The sequence below is a fragment of the Alteromonas halophila genome (genome assembly GCF_014651815.1).
In the GTDB taxonomy this organism is placed as follows: domain Bacteria; phylum Pseudomonadota; class Gammaproteobacteria; order Enterobacterales; family Alteromonadaceae; genus Alteromonas; species Alteromonas halophila.
The window spans coordinates 1-16,800 of sequence record NZ_BMXP01000017.1; the positions used below are offsets into that span (position 1 = coordinate 1).

The window sequence follows — 16,800 nt, forward strand, 5'->3', positions numbered from 1 at the left end:
GATCAACTGCTTGTAACTCATGGTGATTACTTCTGTTTGTTTGGCGACTACAGAGTACCACCAACAGGCAGTTGATCTCTTCTCGCCGTTTAACCATGAGTGGTGCACTTATTATCTGAATTCGGGCTTACTCTTCCCGTTTTTTTATGCCTTCAAGATGAAAATCCAGCGCTTCTGACGAGATAAGGATTTCGCGCACCGACATCCACAATGAATACAAAAGAAATATCAGGCTGGTGGCAAACAGCCAGTTTCCGGCCTGCTGGTAGGTCAGGTAAATTGCCAGCATCGCCACCGTGCACAGAAAAAAACTGCCGACACCGGCAATTTGCATGCGCTTGATAAGCTGAATACGCAACCGCAAATTTTTTATCTGTGCCAGCGTGTTTTCATCTGAGCCGGCATATTTAAAATTACGAATAATGGTGGCCAGTGTCAGAAACCGGTTGGTGTACGCGAGTAACAACAAAGAAATGGCCGGGAACAACATCGCAGGTGTTGCGATATCGATTTTCATAAAATGCCTCGTAGTATGGCTTCAGTTCTGAAATGCGCAGTGTAGCAGACCGGGCGGCTGATTGGAGCCTGACGCTTTACATCATTTCCTTTGGCAGCTTTTCGACCGGCAATGAAGTCGCATTCCAGCCCAGCATATCTCCTTCTAAGTGACTGACCTTATTGAAGTCCTTTGCCTGAAGCTGTTTCATTGCCAGTTTTGCGCGGCGTCCGGAGCGACAGTAAACAATTACCGGTTTATCTTTATAGTCATCAAGTTCAGCCAGATATTCGTCAATTCGGTCGTGCGGTACATTGATCGCGCCTGGAATATGACCTTCCCGGTACTCCTGCTCAGAGCGGACATCAAGCAGCAGCCATTCGTTATTTTTCACCCGCTCCAGCAGATACGGAGACGCAGACACACTGTCCGGGGGCTCGGCACTGGCCGTGCATTGTACAGAGGCCAACAGGCCCAGCGCCAGTATGGATAATAGTAATACTGCTAAATATCGCATCGTCAGCCTCCGGTCAGTGAATAGGCTTATCATACCTTTTCATTTGGACTAACACCATCAATCGTGGCGGTCTCTTTTATTTCGATAGGGCGCGAGGGACGCACACAGCTTGCTTAGCTCAGCGGGCAGGCGCAATGTGAAACGGCTGGTGATATCCGGGTTAACTGTAATCAGTGGTGCAGTGAGAACCTTACGATGCGGTGCCCAGAAGGTCTGATGTTCTGCCTGGTCTTTGTTTGACGCGGCAATCAATACATCGGGCTGGCGCTGAATTACCTGTTGCAGACTGACCTGCGGGTAATCTGCCGGTGAGTCGGCAAAGATGGTCGTGGCGCCACAGATATTGAGCAGCTTATTCGGCCAGGCACTACTGCCTATACTCATTAGCGGCGCGGTCCAGCTGTAATAAAATGCAGCCATGGGCGATGCTGTCTGGTAGCGGTTGCGCAGACCGATCAGTGCTTGCCGGAAGTGCTGAGTGAGCGGTATCGCCTGATTTTTAACGCCAAGGCGCATGGCCAGTCGCTCTATTTCGCTGGCAATGTCGACGGGCTGGTCGATGCGTGAGACAAACACGTCATAACCGAGTGACTGCAAACGGGCGATATCCTGCGGGCGGTTGCCGCCCTCCCATGCCAGTATCAGGGTTGGGTCCAGCGTCGCAATGGCCGACAGATCCGCACCCTGGTAATCAGCGACACGGGGAAGTTTTTTTGCTGCTGCCGGATAATTACTGTAGGCACTGACTGCCAATAATGCGTGTTCTTGCTCCAGACTGTACACCCACTCTGTCAGGTGCGGCGCCAGACTGACAATACGTTCGTTGCCTGCCTGCGCTGACAGCGCAGCAAAAATCATAAGAAGGAAAAGCGTAATCTGGCGCATATCACGAAACAGTCAGTTGTGGGTTGAGCGCCGCCATGACCAGCATGCCAAGCGACACCAGTGTGACGAGTAAAATCATGGCACGATAAACCGCCCGTTTGGCGTACACCATATCCGAATAGCGAACCTGTCGCGAACCGCCAACCCGAACCTGATTCAGTCGCTGCTTACCATAGTATGCCGGGCCTCCAAGCTCAATCCCCAGTCCGCCGCCAAACAGCGCCAGCAAGCGCGAGGTCATATCTTTTGCCCGCGCATCGTTCATACTGCGAATTGCCTGCGGCGCATGACTGACCATCAGCATAATCACCGCACCGAAAAGGGCGGGGAAAAAACGAAGCAGGCGTACCAGCGCCCGGACAGGGCGGCCAAACAGGCGGTAACGGGGAATGCGTGTGTACCATTGCCAGCTAATATCCAGTAACAGGCGGTAGACCAGCGCAGCGACCGGCCCTGCTGCGATAAACCAGAAAATGACACCGCAATACAGGTAGTAAAACTTGAGAAGTAGTGATTCGATGGCAGCTTTGGCGATACCGACATCGGTGAGGGTATCACAGTCGCGGGCTACCATGGCCGCGACATTTTCTCGTGCCAGCATTTTTTTGTGCTGACCAATAGTGCGCAGCACCTGTTTGTACTGATAGCGAACCTGATGAAAATCCAGTACCACGACCATAATTATCGCGTGAAAGAACAGCGGGTACTGCGCCATGGAAACCAGGATCGCAAGTGCGACGCTGATCGGCGCGACCAGCATAAACGTGCCAAGTGAGCCAGATATTTTGTGCTGAAGCGGGCCGTCGCTGGGTTTGGGGCAGACCTTATGAGCCATTCGTAATGCCAGATATCGCATCAGCGTCAGCGGATGGCTGGCTGGCGGCCAGCGCCAGAGTGCATTTAGCAACACGGCAAAAAGCAGGATCCCCAGCGACTGAATCGTCGCGTGGTTGAGCAACGCCTCCATGGCTTAGTGACGTTGTGCCAGCGCGCCAATCATGCCCATCACCAGCTCAGCGGAGTGTCGCGCCGCGGTTTCCAGGTATTCTTTAAAGCTAAGCGAAGACGTTTTGCCGGCAATGTCAGATAGTGAGCGGATCACCAGAAAAGGCACATCCAGCATATGGCAAACCTGACCAATCGCTGCACCTTCCATCTCCACTGCACTCATGGCAGGAAAGGTAGCTTTCAGGGCGGCAACCGCTTCGTCGCTGCCGATAAAGGCATCGCCTGTACAGACCAGCCCGCGTTTTGACTGAATACCACTGATACTGTGAGTGGCCGCTTCAGCAGCATTGATAAGCGTCATATCGCAACTGAAAGACTCTGGCATGCCTGCGGGTTGCCCCAGCGCATAACCAAAGTGGGTGAGATCGACATCGTGGTGCATGACTTTGCCCGCAATTACAATATCACCAATGTTCAGATCGGTATCAAAACCACCTGCTGAGCCGGTATTCACCACGGCATCCGGTGAGAATCGTTCAATCAGTGCCGTCGTAGCCAGCGCCGCCGCGACCTTGCCAATACCACATTTCACTAAGACGACGTCGAGGCCATGCAGGGTACCTTCAAAAAAAGTGAGGTGCTTCCAGGTCGTCGTTGTACAGTTTTCCAGGGATGACTGAAGCAGCGCAATTTCCTCTTCCATTGCGCCAAGAATACCAATTTTATTCATTAATCCATTCCTGCGTGTTCACCCAGAGCATGGGTAAATTCAAAAGACGTAAAACGGCAATTGTAAAGGGAATAGGAGTAAACTGACAGAGGAAAAAAGTCAGCCTCCGGGGGAGAAGGCTGACCAAAGGTGCGGAAAGATTCCGCTGCGCTAAAGAAGATACGAACAAGCCTGCCGCCGCTCAGTCTAAGCCGAAGCGGGGGTTACGCTGCCTGAGCGCGACTGGAACGCAGGGGCCGGGTAGGGCGTTTAGGCGTTTTTGGGTTATGAGTAGGCGTTTGAGCCAGTTTTTGCTGAACCCGGCGATAAGGGATCAGTTTGTTTTCCAGGCATTCGCGAATGTCTTCCACACTGTAGCCTGATTTCACCTTAATACGGGCATGGGGGACGCCTGCGGCATCCAGCGCACCGGTCACAAACCAGTCTTTTTGCGTTTTATAGCCGTCCTTGCCCTGTGAATGCACCAGATCGATAGCGAGAATGGGGCGCATGTCTTCGCGGTCGCACAGGACAAAGTCCAGTTGCCGGGCGGCCGCGCGGGATAACGCCATGCTGGCCTTTTTTTTGTTAGCCTGCTGGCGCACGGTGATCACATCACTCAACCGTACCCGGCATACGATACGAAATTCCTGACCGACGGCCTGCTCAATCAGTTTCAAAAAGGTATGTTCGACCGGCGTAAATAACTGCGGCTTCTGCCGAAAGGGAAACGTCACACCATTATCTGACAGCTTCATGGCGCCTACAGCCACCACCATCAGTAACATCATTAGAATAATTGCCAGTTCCATCGTATTCCTCACATAATCAAATCGTCGGAAGCGTCAGAAAAGTGACACTTTGCCTACGGGTGCTGAACTCGACAGAGGTTTTGCAAGGGCAGTGCCACCTTTATCGTGGCGCCCGCCGGGAGAGGATTAACGGTTCTGGCTTACCAGAATATCGACCTGCGAACCGCTCTTATCTGGCGACACCACAATGCGAATAAGGTTATCTTCAGACAGCAGCAACGTGCGCTGGTTAACTGGTGACTGGGCGTTAAGGCTAAGGTTACGCTGGTAAAAGTCGATCACTGCCTGAGTCGATAACGGCGTGTAATAGACAAGGCTGGCCGGCGAGTCAGCTGTTTGTGCTGCACGTGCAGACAGCGGCGTGCTGAATGGCTGACACAGGCTCGCATCTTCCGGCAGAGGGATATCGTAAAAGGCCGTCTTGCAGACGCTGACGGGCAGGTCTGTAGCCGTTGCCCCGGTAACCTCAGCAGCGTGTGCTGTCAGGCTGGAAACCGCAAACAGCGCAGAGAGTGTGACAGCGCGACAAAAAAATGACATAGCAGAAACGCGTGTTGTTAACTGTTAAGCGTATAGTAGGCCGCCCGTTGGCGCAGCGCAATTGTGGTTGTCTGAATTTGGGTATGTAATTAATCAGGTAAGTATCACAAAAGCAGGGCGACGGCGATTCGTCGCCCTGTGATTACGGCATGCTATACGCCAAGGTAATCCAGCATGCCTTCTGCAGCTTTACGGCCTTCATCAATAGCGGTGACCACCAGGTCACTGCCACGGACCATATCGCCCCCGGCAAAGATTTTCGGATTCGCGGTCTGGTAGGCAAACTTCGCTTTGGATGGCGCAACCACGCGGCCTTTGTCATCCAAAATAATGCCATGGTCGGCAAACCAGTTGGCCGGGCTGGGCGAAAAGCCAAACGCGATGATCACCGCATCGGCGTCAAGCACATGTTCGGAACCTTCCACTTCCACCGGACGACGACGGCCATTGGCATCTGGCTCGCCCATTTCGGTACGGATAAGGCGTACGCCGCAGGCATTGCCCTCGTCATCTACCTCAATGTCCAGCGGCTGTAGATTGAACATGAATTCCACGCCTTCCTCTTTGGCGTTGACTACTTCCTTACGCGAGCCTGGCATGCTCTGCTCATCACGCCGGTAAGCGCACACTACGCGCTCAGCGCCCTGACGAATTGAGGTGCGAACGCAGTCCATGGTGGTGTCACCGCCACCCAGCACCACCACGCGCTTGCCTTTCATGTCGACAAAGTCGCTGTCGGATTGTTTTAACCCCATGACCCGGCGGGTGTTGGCCACCAGAAACGGCAGCGCTTCATACACGCCATTAACCCGTTCATTATCGAATCCGCCCTGCATGGATTTATAGGTACCCATGCCCAGGAACACGGCATCATGTTTTGCCATGATGTCTTCAAAGCTGATGTCTTTGCCAATTTCAGTATTAAGCACAAACTCAATACCCATTTCGGTGAAGATTTCCCGACGCAGGGTAACCACTTCCTTCTCAAGCTTGAAGGAAGGAATACCAAAGGTCAGCAGGCCGCCGATTTCTTCATACTTATCGTACACAACCGGCTTTACGCCGTTGCGCACCAGAATATCGGCGCAGGCCAGCCCCGCAGGGCCAGCACCAATGACTGCTACCTTTTTATCGGTCCAGATCACATCTGACATATCCGGGCGCCAGCCCATTTTAAAGGCTTCATCGGTGATGTACTTCTCAATACTGCCGATGGTCACCGCACCAAAGTCATCGTTAAGGGTGCAGGCACCCTCACATAACCGGTCCTGAGGACATACCCGACCGCAGACCTCGGGCAGACTGTTAGTCTTGTGGGACAGTTCTGCCGCTTCCAGAATGCGGCCCTGGTTCGCCAGATCCAGCCATTGCGGAATATAGTTATGAACAGGGCATTTCCATTCACAATACGGATTCCCACAGTCCAGACAGCGATCTGCCTGACCCTCAGTCTGAGACTGACTGAGCGGCTGGTATATTTCGGCAAACTCCTGCTTGCGCACAAAGATGGGTTTTTTAGGTGGGTCGATGCGCTCGACATCGACAAACTGATATACATTCTTTGCCATAACGGTATTCCCTCCTACTGCGCCTGTACACGCAGCTCATCGCTTGAACGACTGATGTGACCCAGGAGGTTTTTCACATCACTGGTTTTAGGTTTAATCAACTTAAACCGCGACAAGGTTTTATTAAAATCGGTCAGCAACGATAACGAATGTTCACTGCCTGTTTCTTCATAGTGCTGGTTAATCAGCCCGCGCAAATGCTCAACAAGGATCATCTTATCCTCAATCGGCATGACCTCGATCAGTTCCGGGTTGACCCGGTTGTCCAGATCGTCGTTGTCATCCAGCAGATAGGCAAAGCCCCCGGTCATACCGGCGCCAAAGTTAACGCCTACCGGACCCAGCACTGCGACAATGCCACCTGTCATGTATTCACAGGCGTTGTCACCGGTGCCCTCGACCACGGCAATCGCGCCCGAATTCCGCACTGCAAAGCGCTCACCGGCACGGCCCGCAGCGAATAACTTGCCGCCGGTTGCCCCATACAGGCAGGTATTGCCCATGATGGCACTTTCAGTTGCCGTAAAGCTGATGCCCTGTGGCGGATAGATAACCAGCTTGCCGCCGGTCATACCTTTACCTACGTAGTCGTTAGCATCACCTTCCAGGCGCATGTGCAGCCCTCCGGCATTCCACACGCCGAAGCTCTGACCGGCGGTGCCGGTAAACTGAATCTCAACGGGCATATCTTCCATGGCATGGTTGCCGTGGTGTCTGGCAATCTCACCGGACGCCAGTGCGCCCACCGAGCGGTCTGTGTTGCGGATGGGGTACGCCAGGCTGATGCCCGAGGCACGCTTAATGGCGTCGCCAGCGTCTTTCAGGATCTGCGCGTTGAGCTCGCCTTTGTCTGCAGGTTCATTGGTGGTTTGCGAGCAGAACAGACGGGTATGATCCCCGGCTTTGGGCGTAGCCAGAAGCGGTGACAGATCCAGTTTGTTTTGCTTGGCGGAAATACCGTCGAGTACCTGTAACAGATCGGTGCGGCCTACCAGTTCATCAAAGGTACGCACACCCAGCGCGGCCATAATTTCGCGCACTTCCCGGGCAATAAATCTGAAGTAGTTCATTACCATTTCAGGCAGACCAATGAAGTAATCATCACGCAGTTTCTTGTCCTGCGTAGCGACACCGGTAGCGCAATTGTTCAGGTGGCAGATACGTAAGTACTTACATCCCAGTGCGACCATCGGGCCGGTGCCAAAGCCAAAGCTCTCGGCGCCCAGCAATGCGGCTTTCACCACATCCAGACCAGTTTTAAGGCCGCCATCGGTTTGTACCCGCACTTTATGCCGTAAGCCGTTTTCAATCAGTGCCTGCTGTGTCTCAGCCAGACCCAGTTCGAACGGGCTGCCAGCATATTTCACCGAGGTCAGCGGGCTCGCACCTGTGCCACCATCGTAGCCCGACACCGTAATGAGGTCTGCATAGGCCTTGGCCACACCGGTGGCAATAGTGCCAACACCTGGTTCTGACACCAGTTTGACCGAAATAAGCGCGGTAGGATTGACCTGCTTTAAGTCAAAAATAAGCTGGGCCAAATCCTCAATGGAATAAATATCATGATGCGGTGGCGGCGAGATCAGGGTTACACCCGGCACCGAGAAGCGTAGTTCGGCAATATACCGGTTAACCTTGTCACCGGGTAACTGGCCACCTTCGCCGGGCTTCGCGCCCTGTGCCACCTTAATTTGAATGACGTTGGCATTGATCAGGTAATGCGGTGTTACGCCAAAGCGCCCGGATGCTACCTGCTTAATTTTCGAGTTTTTCTCGGTGCCAAAACGTGAGGGGTGCTCGCCTCCTTCACCGGAATTTGACTGACCACCCAGACGGTTCATGGCAATGGCCAGTGCTTCGTGGGCTTCCGGGCTTAACGCACCAATCGACATAGCTGCAGTATCAAAGCGGCGGAACAGGCTCTGGTCCTCTTCCACGTCGCTGATATCAATGCCTTTCTCGGGGTATTTGATGGCCAGCAAATCACGCAGGTGTGCCGGCGAACGGTCATTCACCAGGTTAGAGAACTGCTGGTAATCACTGTATTCGCCGGACACCACCGCACGTTGCAGTGAGGTGACCACGTCTGGGTTGTAGGCATGGTACTCACCATCATGCACATACTTAAGCAAGCCACCATGTTGCAGCTTCTTGCGTTTCAGCCAGGCGATGCGGTTAAGGTTAATAATATCCTGCTCAAAGTCTTCGAAACCGGCACCCTGAATACGTGAGGTCACGCCTTTAAAGCACAGGTCCATAACTGGCTGGTTAATACCCACGGCCTCAAACAGTTTGGCACTGCGGTAACTGGCCACAGTGCTGATGCCCATCTTCGACATGATCTTATACAGGCCCTTATTGATGCCCTTACGGTAGTTAAGGGTGGCCTGCATGGCACTGATATCCAGCTCGCCTTTATCAACCATTTGCTCAATGGTTTCATAAGCCAGAAACGGATAAATGGCGGTAGCGCCAAGCCCGATTAACACGGCAAAATGATGGGGATCGCGCGCCGAGGCAGTTTCTACTACAACGTTCGCGTCGCAGCGTAGCGCTTTTTCTACCAGACGGCGCTGTACTGCACCTACGGCCATGGCAGCAGGAATGGTCAGGCGGTTGGGTTTGATGTGACGATCAGAGAGCACCACAAAGGCTGCGCGTTTTTGTTTAACCAGGTATTCAACCTCGTTACATACGCGTTCAATGGCCTTTTTCAGTCCTTCCTCGGGCTTGTACTGCAACTCCACAACTTCGGAATAGTAGTTATCCGGGTTGAATTCGCGCAGTTGTTTTAAATCGGTATACATCAAAATCGGGGAGTCAAACAGCACCCGGTCTGCATACCCTGAGGTCTCGCTAAACACGTTCTGCTCGCGGCCAATGCAGGTGGCCAGTGACATCACGTGATTTTCACGCAGCGGATCGATGGGCGGGTTAGTGACCTGCGCAAACTGCTGACGGAAATAGTCGAAAATGGTGCGTTGCCGCGATGACATGACCGCCATCGGAGTATCATCGCCCATCGAGCCTACGGCTTCCTGCCCGTCTTTAGCCAGGACTTTGATAATTTGCTGGATTTCTTCATAGCTGTAGTTATACAGCTTGTGATACACCGCCATGGTGTCATCATCAAACACCCGCTGGCCAATCAGCGAGGCATCGCACTTTTCTATCGGCGTGAGTCGGCGGATATGTTTATCCAGCCATTCGCGGTAAGGGTGGCGGTCTTTCAGCTCGTCATCAATTTCATTTGAGCGCCACACTTTGCCGGTATAAATATCCACTGCCAGCATTTCACCCGGACCAACCCGGCCTTTTTCAATCACGTCCTGCTGCTTGTAGTCCCAGATACCAATTTCAGAGGCCAGGGTGATAAAGCCGTTTTTGGTAATAACGTAGCGCGCCGGGCGCAGGCCATTACGATCTAGGTTACAGGCCACGTGGCGGCCATTGGTTAGCACGATGCCGGCCGGGCCATCCCATGGCTCCATGTGCATGGAGTTAAACTCGTAGAAGGCGCGCAGCTCTTCGTCCATGGTTTTGTTGTTCTGGTAAGCCGGTGGTACCAGTAACCGCATGGCACGGAATAAGTCCATGCCGCCCGCCAGAAACAGCTCGAGCATGTTATCCAGTGACGATGAGTCGGAGCCTTCCAGGTTAACAAAGGGGGCTGCGTCTTTTAGGTCGGGGATCAGTGGCGTGGAAAATTTACCGGTACGGGCCAGGGCCCAGTCGCGGTTACCTTTAATCGTGTTTATTTCGCCGTTATGCGCTAAAAACCGGAATGGCTGGGCCAGCGGCCAGCGCGGCAGTGTATTGGTAGAAAAACGCTGGTGGAATACACAAATGGCGCTTTGCATGCGTTCATCTGCCAGGTCGGAATAAAAGGCCGGCAGGTCTTTAGGCATGACCAGCCCTTTGTAAATGGTGACCAGACCAGACAAACAGGCGACATAAAAGTCGGGATCCTGTTCCAGGCGTTTTTCGGCCCGACGACGAACCATATATAAGCGGCGTTCAAGATCACGCTTACGCCAGCCAGCCGGTGCGTTTACGAATACCTGTTCGATTTGCGGCACGCCGGTTAATGCCAGCTCGCCCAATACCGAGTGATCGACGGGAACTTCACGCCAGCCGACCACACCCAGTGTTTCTTTTTCCAGTTCTTCATTGATGACATCGCGGGCGGCTTGCGCCAGCGTTTCATCGCGGCTCAGGAAAATCATCCCGACACCGTATTTTTTACTCAGTTTCCAGCCATTTTCCTGTGCAATGGTGCGAAAAAAACCATCGGGCTTTTGCAGCAACAGGCCACAACCATCACCGGTCTTGCCATCGGCGGCAATACCGCCACGGTGCTGCATGCGGTCCAGCCCATGAATAGCGGTCTCCACTAATTCGTGACTGGCTTCCCCATGTGTATGAGCAATTAAGCCAAACCCACAGTTATCCCGCGAGTCATTGGGATTGTATAAAGTCATCTCTTAACTCCTTCAACCTTTGACTGGGCAAGGTATGTTGCATGTCGATGCGCTGCTTGATGCGTATCACAACAGTGTTCAGACGAAACCTGAGAGCCAGTTCTCACTTTACTCTCCACGTCTTGTTTTGTCGTTAGTTTTTATTTGAGGGTATCCAGTCGCGCCCGCATTTTTATGCATTATTGTTGAGCGGGCCGTACAAAATACCCAGAATGAAATATAAAATCAAACTGTAAAAAACATCCTATCGGCCACATTAAATGTTAAAAAAATAAAACATATATTGATCAGTTGGTTGGTTGATTTTTGTGGAGGTTTTAAAAAAGAGGGAACTTCCTTTATTTGGATAAAATTAGGATGTATATCCTAATTTTTATTTTGTTGAAGCTGCTTATTTTTGAATAAAAATGCCGATAATCCCGTGAATTATATGATTTGTAAGCGGTGACATCCGGTGCAGAACGACCGGGTGGCCTGCCTCATATCAGGCTGTCAGGGGCGCGCTGGCGCACGCTATTATGAGGTTGCAGTCAGGTCCGCTGTGCTGTGTTATTTTTAACTGGCACAAACCCTGATAGGATAACCTCAAATATTTCAGGTAGTTTGTTATGCACGCAGATCCTCCTAACGACTCATGGGCTATCCGCTTTGCCCAGTTTGTTCAGCGTTTTGGAACTTTGAAACTCAGTATCCTATTTGTCGCCCTGACGCTGGTGTTTACCCTTGGTGGCTCGTATGTCATTCGTGTCAGTCTTGGCTCGGAAGTAGAGCCTGATGATTTTATCAGTGCCGTGATACTGACCATGTTGTCAGCGCCCTGGGTGCTGTTTTTTTTCAGTGAGCTGGTCAAGCAGCTGGAAAACTCCCGCACCAACCTGAAAGAGGTAGTCAGTCAGCTTGAGCATTTGCGTGAAGAAGACGTGTTCCTGAATCGCGAACTGCAAAGCAATATCCGACAGCTCAATTACGAAATTGAACAGCGTAAACGGGCACAGGAAGATCGCGAGGCGGTGTTTGAAGACCTGGAAAAAGAAATAAAGAACAAGTCAGAACAGGAAGAGCAGGCCCGACGCCTGTCCACGTTGCTGCGGTCAATCATTGATGCCTCACCAGATCTTATCTATTACCGCAATGAAGAAGGGCGGTTCGCCGGATGCAACCGCACTGCGGAGCTGATGACAGGGAAAACCGAGCAGGAACTGCTGGGGCTGACCCCGACTGATGTGTATGAAGAAGACCTGGCTCGCCAGATAGTTGCCAGCGATCATGAAGTACTGGAAAGCAACGCCAGCATTACAGAAGAGTTATGGCTGCGCTTTGCCGATGGTCGCAGGCGCTACTTTGAAATGAAGCGCGTGCCGTTTTTCGACAACAATGGCAAACGCCTGGGCCTGCTATCGTTTGGACGTGATATGACCGAACGCAAACAGGCAGAGAATGCCGCTGCCAAAGCCAGCACCGATAAAACCCGCTTTATTGCGACCATCAGCCATGAGCTGCGTACGCCACTTAACGGTATTGTCGGCTTAAGCCGGATGCTGCGTGATAGCGAGCTAAGTCAGGAACAGTTCAGCTGGGTCAGCACCATTTACGCCAGTGCCATTACTCTTGGTAATATTTTTAACGACATTATCGATCTGGACAAACTGGATCGTGACAAGCTGGAACTGAGTCTGAAAACAGTATCGCTGAAAGACTTTACTGAAGAGCTAAGTAGCATCATTAAGCTGCTGGCCAAAGACAAGGACCTGGAGTTAAAAACCGCCATTAATGAGCCTCTTCCGCAACTGGTTGAAGTTGACGGCACCCGGCTTCGTCAAATCCTGTGGAACATTCTGTTCAACGCGGTGAAATTTACCCAGAAAGGCCATGTCAGCCTGTCGGTGTCTGCTACCCGCCCTGACAACGATAAGAGTCTGGTAACCTTTGTTATCGAGGATACCGGGGTCGGGATCCCGGAGGAAGAGCTGGATAAAATATTTGCCATGTATTATCAGGTTGATCATCCCGACCATCAGTCGGCAACCGGCACCGGAATTGGTCTGGCGATATGTAGGCAAATGGTCGACCTGATGCAGGGCGACATTCGGGTCTCGAGTCAGGTTGGCAAGGGCACCCGCTTTGAAATCGAACTGCCGGTACAAATCAGCCACAAACCCATGCAGCCGGCAGAGTTGCAGGTAACAGGCCTTTCAATATTGCTGGTTGAAGATATCGAACTGAATGTGATGGTCGCTAAGGCACTTCTGGAAAAGCTTGGACAGAAGGTCGATGTGGCGATGACCGGGCAGGAGGCGATCGATAAGGCCAGAGCTAACCATTATGATCTTGTTTTACTGGATATTCAGTTACCGGATATGAACGGTTTTGATGTAGCCAGTGTGCTGCATGAGGAGGACCTGGTCACCCAGACACCCATCGTCGCGCTTACTGCCAATGTCATCAAAAAGCGTGAGGAATATCTGCAAAACGGCATGGATGATGTGATTGCCAAGCCGGTGAAAAAAAGCAGAGTGATTGAAGTCTTTAACGAACTGTTCCATGCCCCGCCAGCACCGCTGGAAATTGACGGGAAAGTTGAGAAACCGGATCCGGAAAAAACATTAAGTAACATTTTAGATATGGAATTGTTGCAGATGCTGGTGGATACAATAGGGGAGGACATGGTGCGTGCCAGCGTCAAAGTCTTTCAGGATAAAATGCCAGAGTATATGGAAATCCTGCAACTGAGCCTGACGGCGGATGAAAAGTCGGAAGTGTGCTCTCAGGCTCACAAAATTAAAGGGGCGGCTGGCTCGGTAGGGCTGGCACGGGTACAACGAATTGCCAATCAAATTCAGCAGGGCGACCACCCAGCCTGGTGGCAGAACGTGCACGACTGGGTCGAGGAACTGCAAATGGCTGTGGCGCATGACATGCAATCGTTGCATGACTGGCTAAATCAGCAGGACATCGACGACTAGCAGTTTTGACGTCGCCTTAGGGTGATTACAAACAGGGACATGAACACAATGTCAGCACAACCTACATTCAGTAATGAGCCGGTAGCGGCGCACGCTATACCTGCGCTGACGGCGATAGCTTTTTCCGGAGTGTCGCCGTCTTACCGCACACTGAATATGTCGGTGGCCGCGTTGGTAATTGTGGTAGTAGCGGGCCTGATCACGGCCATCCGCTTTATTCCCTGGCTTACGTTACCGGAGCCCCTGATTGCGCTGTATCCTGTTGCGCTTGTTGCGGTGATGACTGTCGGATGTCTGTGGCTGGGCTATCACTGGCTTGCCGATCCCCGGGTGGGCTATGCGCTGCGCGAGCAGGATATTAGCCTGACGCGCGGGTTAGTTTTTCGTAAAGTGGTGTGTCAGCCTATTCTGCGAGTTCAGCATGTTCAGTTAAAGCGCGGGCCGCTGGACCGGCTTGCAGGTCTTGCCTGTCTTCAGGTGTTTTCAGCAGGCGGCGCAATGCATACTTTTGAGATTCCAGGGTTAGCGGTGGCGCAGGCGGAACAGATCAGGCAGTTTATTCTGGATCATAAAGACCTGAGTGCCAGGTAAGCCTATGGAACCGGTTACAGAGACTTCCACTGGTTCCCCCCAGGTCGATACGGGCGAGCACTGGCAACGACTGTCGGCAATTTCAATTCTGCACTTCAGTCTGGGGAACGTGAAAGACCTGGCGCAGAGTGCCCTTTATATTATTCCGGCACTGGCGGTAACCGCCAACGTCATGGATAACATCCACGGCGTATATGGCTACCTGATCCTCGCTGGCATTGTGCTGACCATGCTGGTCAGTGGTGTTCTGCATTTCTGGCTGTACCGCTTTCGTGTGCACGCACAGCACGTTGAAATTAAAAGTGGCGTGCTTAGCCGTCGCCATACCAATTTGCCGTTCTGGCGCATTCAGAATGTGAAAATTGAGCAACCGTTTTACTACCGGCCTTTTGGTTATGCCCTGGTGATCCTGGATACGGCTGGCAGTGCCAAAGAGGAAGCGGAAATAGTAGCGGTGCCACTGCATTACGCCTATGCGCTGAAAGCACAGGTACTCAGGCAGAGTCGCGACCCTGTCCCATCAGACAGTGCCGGGCAGGCAAAAACCGAAGAAGCACTATCAGATGATGAAGAAGTATTAAACCGGCGTACCATTGCCGACTTAGTGATCCATGGCATTACCAATAACCGGGTGTGGATCCTGCTCGGTGCCGCCGCGCCCTTTTATGACTCACTGGCCGGTTTTGTAGGTGACTGGTTAACGTCTCATGGTCTGAGCCTGACGCAGTTAGTGGACGAACAAACGATGGCCTGGTGGCAGGTGAGTCTGTATTCACTGATGATAGCAACAGTGGTAATGGCGCTCCTGGCGATGATTAGCGTGGGCGGCTCGTTGTTTACCTTTTATGGCTATACCTTAAGCCGTGACGGGGACCGGTATATTCGCCGCAGTGGCTTGCTGAATAAGCAGGAAGTCAGTATGCGCGCATCGCGCATTCAGCTTGTCTCAGCGAAACAGGACTGGCTGGATAAGATCTTAAAGCGGGTGAACCTGTACTTTGAACAAAACACCTCTGGGCAGACGCATAATCAGGAACTCACGTCCCCCAACAAGCTACTGGTGCCATCGGTAACCGAAGCCGAATGTGCAGAACTTGTCAGCGAGGTACTGCCGGACAATGCGCTTTACAACCAGCGCTACATTGCCATTAGCCGGCACTACCTCAGTCACTGCTTTTTACTGTGGGTGGCACCGACGGCTATAGCCTTAACCGTTTTTGCGGCAAGTATAATGAGTTACAAAGAGGTGGTGGTTATCGTCGTTGTATCAGCGCTGATAATGGCGTTACTGGTATTGCGCTGGTGGCGATGGGGCGTAGCAGAAGATGATACCTATGTGTATGTGCGAAGCGGCCGCCTGGGCGTTGACTACACCTGCTTTGAACGCGCCAAGGTGCAGCAGGTAGTGGTAAAGCAAAGCGTATTTATGGCGCGTAAACAACTCGCCAGTGTTCAGTTTGTGCTGGCCTCGGGCACAGTGACCGTGCCGTTTTTACCACAAACGCTGGCCTATCAGCTGGCCGATGACACCCTGTATACTGTGGAATCGACCCGCCGTTCGTGGATGTAAAGGTGGACGGGGAGCGTTGAGCGATAACCAGGCCGGCATCACTGCGAATACGGCTGTCTGCTCGAGACAAAGAGCAGACCCAAAACCTCCCAAAGATGGGCGCAAAAAGAGACTCGTAGTTGCTGGTTAGGTATTTGATACCTAGCTGACAAAAAAGAGAGCCTTGAACCGCGAAGGCTCAGCTTAGGGTTTAGCGCAGACCGCTATTTGCCTTTTGGCGGGTTGTTACCACGGCCTGGTCCAGATGGGTTTCCAGTTTTACTTGGCCAATTAGGGTTATTTCCCATAACTTACTCCTTGTTTTAAATTCGACCTTTAAAATTGAAGTGTTAGATTCAAGGCCGAAAATCATCTAACCATAGTGATGTGAACTAATTCATATGCGGACCGCTTTTCACATATGAACGAACCACTATTGTCATAGTATAGCTTTACTTTACTGAGGCGTTTGCAAAACAGGCAAAGAAAATATAAACCGAATATATGGAATGACTGTTGGCCAGAGCGCCAGCTTTACGTACGGAGCAACCATTAGGCAATAGGTTTCAGTACCACTCCAAAGTATGGTTATGATGCGTCTACTGTACTAGTGGCTGTAGTGGCATAGTGAATTTGGCCACCTAATTAGAGCTGCTATGATAGCAGCATAACAACATTAGGTGACAAAATGGCAAAGAAGAAAGGCCCGAATTTCAGCCCTGAATTCAGACTCGAAACAGC

At 52.0% G+C, this 16,800-nt stretch carries 12 protein-coding genes; 3 read left to right on the plus strand and 9 right to left on the minus strand.

All coding sequences use genetic code 11. The features are described 5' to 3' along the window. Positions 1–127: 127 nt before the first annotated feature. From IE054_RS17500 to gltB, 9 genes are all read right to left on the minus strand, one after another. A complete protein-coding gene (locus IE054_RS17500) occupies positions 128–517 on the minus strand; it encodes a DUF2721 domain-containing protein (RefSeq protein ID WP_189408540.1) in 390 nt (129 codons plus the stop codon). Positions 518–593: 76 nt separating this feature from the next. After that, the gene (locus IE054_RS17505; RefSeq protein WP_189408542.1) at positions 594–1,013 is read right to left on the minus strand and encodes a rhodanese-like domain-containing protein; all 420 of its coding nucleotides are present in this window, start codon (positions 1,011–1,013) and stop codon (positions 594–596) included. A gap of 57 nt (positions 1,014–1,070) precedes the next feature. After that, a complete protein-coding gene (locus tag IE054_RS17510) occupies positions 1,071–1,898 on the minus strand; it encodes a helical backbone metal receptor (RefSeq protein WP_189408544.1) in 828 nt (275 codons plus the stop codon). A 1-nt stretch (position 1,899) separates the two neighbouring features. Continuing rightward, positions 1,900–2,865 (minus strand): cobalamin biosynthesis protein, encoded by a 966-nt coding sequence (locus IE054_RS17515; protein WP_189408545.1) that lies wholly within the window; start codon positions 2,863–2,865, stop codon positions 1,900–1,902. 3 nt (positions 2,866–2,868) lie between these two features. Next, positions 2,869–3,576: a 5'-methylthioadenosine/adenosylhomocysteine nucleosidase gene (locus IE054_RS17520; protein ID WP_189408546.1), complete on the minus strand. Its 708-nt coding sequence runs from the start codon at positions 3,574–3,576 to the stop codon at positions 2,869–2,871. A gap of 203 nt (positions 3,577–3,779) precedes the next feature. Beyond that, entirely contained in the window at positions 3,780–4,367 is a 588-nt protein-coding gene (locus IE054_RS17525) for a DUF2726 domain-containing protein (RefSeq protein WP_189408548.1), read from the minus strand. Positions 4,368–4,493: 126 nt separating this feature from the next. After that, the gene (locus tag IE054_RS17530; protein ID WP_189408549.1) at positions 4,494–4,907 is read right to left on the minus strand and encodes a hypothetical protein; all 414 of its coding nucleotides are present in this window, start codon (positions 4,905–4,907) and stop codon (positions 4,494–4,496) included. Positions 4,908–5,059: 152 nt separating this feature from the next. After that, entirely contained in the window at positions 5,060–6,475 is a 1,416-nt protein-coding gene (locus tag IE054_RS17535; RefSeq protein ID WP_189408551.1) for a glutamate synthase small subunit GltD family protein, read from the minus strand. A 14-nt stretch (positions 6,476–6,489) separates the two neighbouring features. Then, on the minus strand, positions 6,490–10,956 hold the full coding sequence (gene gltB, locus IE054_RS17540; RefSeq protein WP_189408553.1) for a glutamate synthase large subunit: 4,467 nt from the start codon (positions 10,954–10,956) through the stop codon (positions 6,490–6,492). A 608-nt stretch (positions 10,957–11,564) separates the two neighbouring features. Between gltB and arcB the strand changes: the two genes are divergently transcribed. Genes arcB through IE054_RS17555 form a run of 3 tightly spaced genes read left to right on the plus strand, consistent with a single transcriptional unit; the run spans position 11,565 to position 16,080 of the window. Continuing rightward, entirely contained in the window at positions 11,565–13,919 is a 2,355-nt protein-coding gene (gene arcB, locus IE054_RS17545) for an aerobic respiration two-component sensor histidine kinase ArcB (protein WP_189408554.1), read from the plus strand. A 48-nt stretch (positions 13,920–13,967) separates the two neighbouring features. Further along, complete coding sequence (locus tag IE054_RS17550) at positions 13,968–14,510, plus strand: PH domain-containing protein (protein ID WP_229805247.1); 543 nt, start codon at positions 13,968–13,970, stop codon at positions 14,508–14,510. 4 nt (positions 14,511–14,514) lie between these two features. Then, entirely contained in the window at positions 14,515–16,080 is a 1,566-nt protein-coding gene (locus IE054_RS17555) for a PH domain-containing protein (protein WP_189408558.1), read from the plus strand. Positions 16,081–16,800: the final 720 nt, after the last annotated feature.

Bases quoted from the DNA above. Each gene is read 5' to 3' on its own strand.
- IE054_RS17500 (WP_189408540.1), bottom strand. From the start codon at position 517: ATGAAAATCGATATCGCAACACCTGCGATGTTGTTCCCGGCCATTTCT.
- IE054_RS17505 (WP_189408542.1), bottom strand. From the start codon at position 1,013: ATGCGATATTTAGCAGTATTACTATTATCCATACTGGCGCTGGGCCTG.
- IE054_RS17510 (WP_189408544.1), bottom strand. From the start codon at position 1,898: ATGCGCCAGATTACGCTTTTCCTTCTTATGATTTTTGCTGCGCTGTCA.
- IE054_RS17515 (WP_189408545.1), bottom strand. From the start codon at position 2,865: ATGGAGGCGTTGCTCAACCACGCGACGATTCAGTCGCTGGGGATCCTG.
- IE054_RS17520 (WP_189408546.1), bottom strand. From the start codon at position 3,576: ATGAATAAAATTGGTATTCTTGGCGCAATGGAAGAGGAAATTGCGCTG.
- IE054_RS17525 (WP_189408548.1), bottom strand. From the start codon at position 4,367: ATGGAACTGGCAATTATTCTAATGATGTTACTGATGGTGGTGGCTGTA.
- IE054_RS17530 (WP_189408549.1), bottom strand. From the start codon at position 4,907: ATGTCATTTTTTTGTCGCGCTGTCACACTCTCTGCGCTGTTTGCGGTT.
- IE054_RS17535 (WP_189408551.1), bottom strand. From the start codon at position 6,475: ATGGCAAAGAATGTATATCAGTTTGTCGATGTCGAGCGCATCGACCCA.
- gltB (WP_189408553.1), bottom strand. From the start codon at position 10,956: ATGACTTTATACAATCCCAATGACTCGCGGGATAACTGTGGGTTTGGC.
- arcB (WP_189408554.1), top strand. From the start codon at position 11,565: ATGCACGCAGATCCTCCTAACGACTCATGGGCTATCCGCTTTGCCCAG.
- IE054_RS17550 (WP_229805247.1), top strand. From the start codon at position 13,968: ATGTCAGCACAACCTACATTCAGTAATGAGCCGGTAGCGGCGCACGCT.
- IE054_RS17555 (WP_189408558.1), top strand. From the start codon at position 14,515: ATGGAACCGGTTACAGAGACTTCCACTGGTTCCCCCCAGGTCGATACG.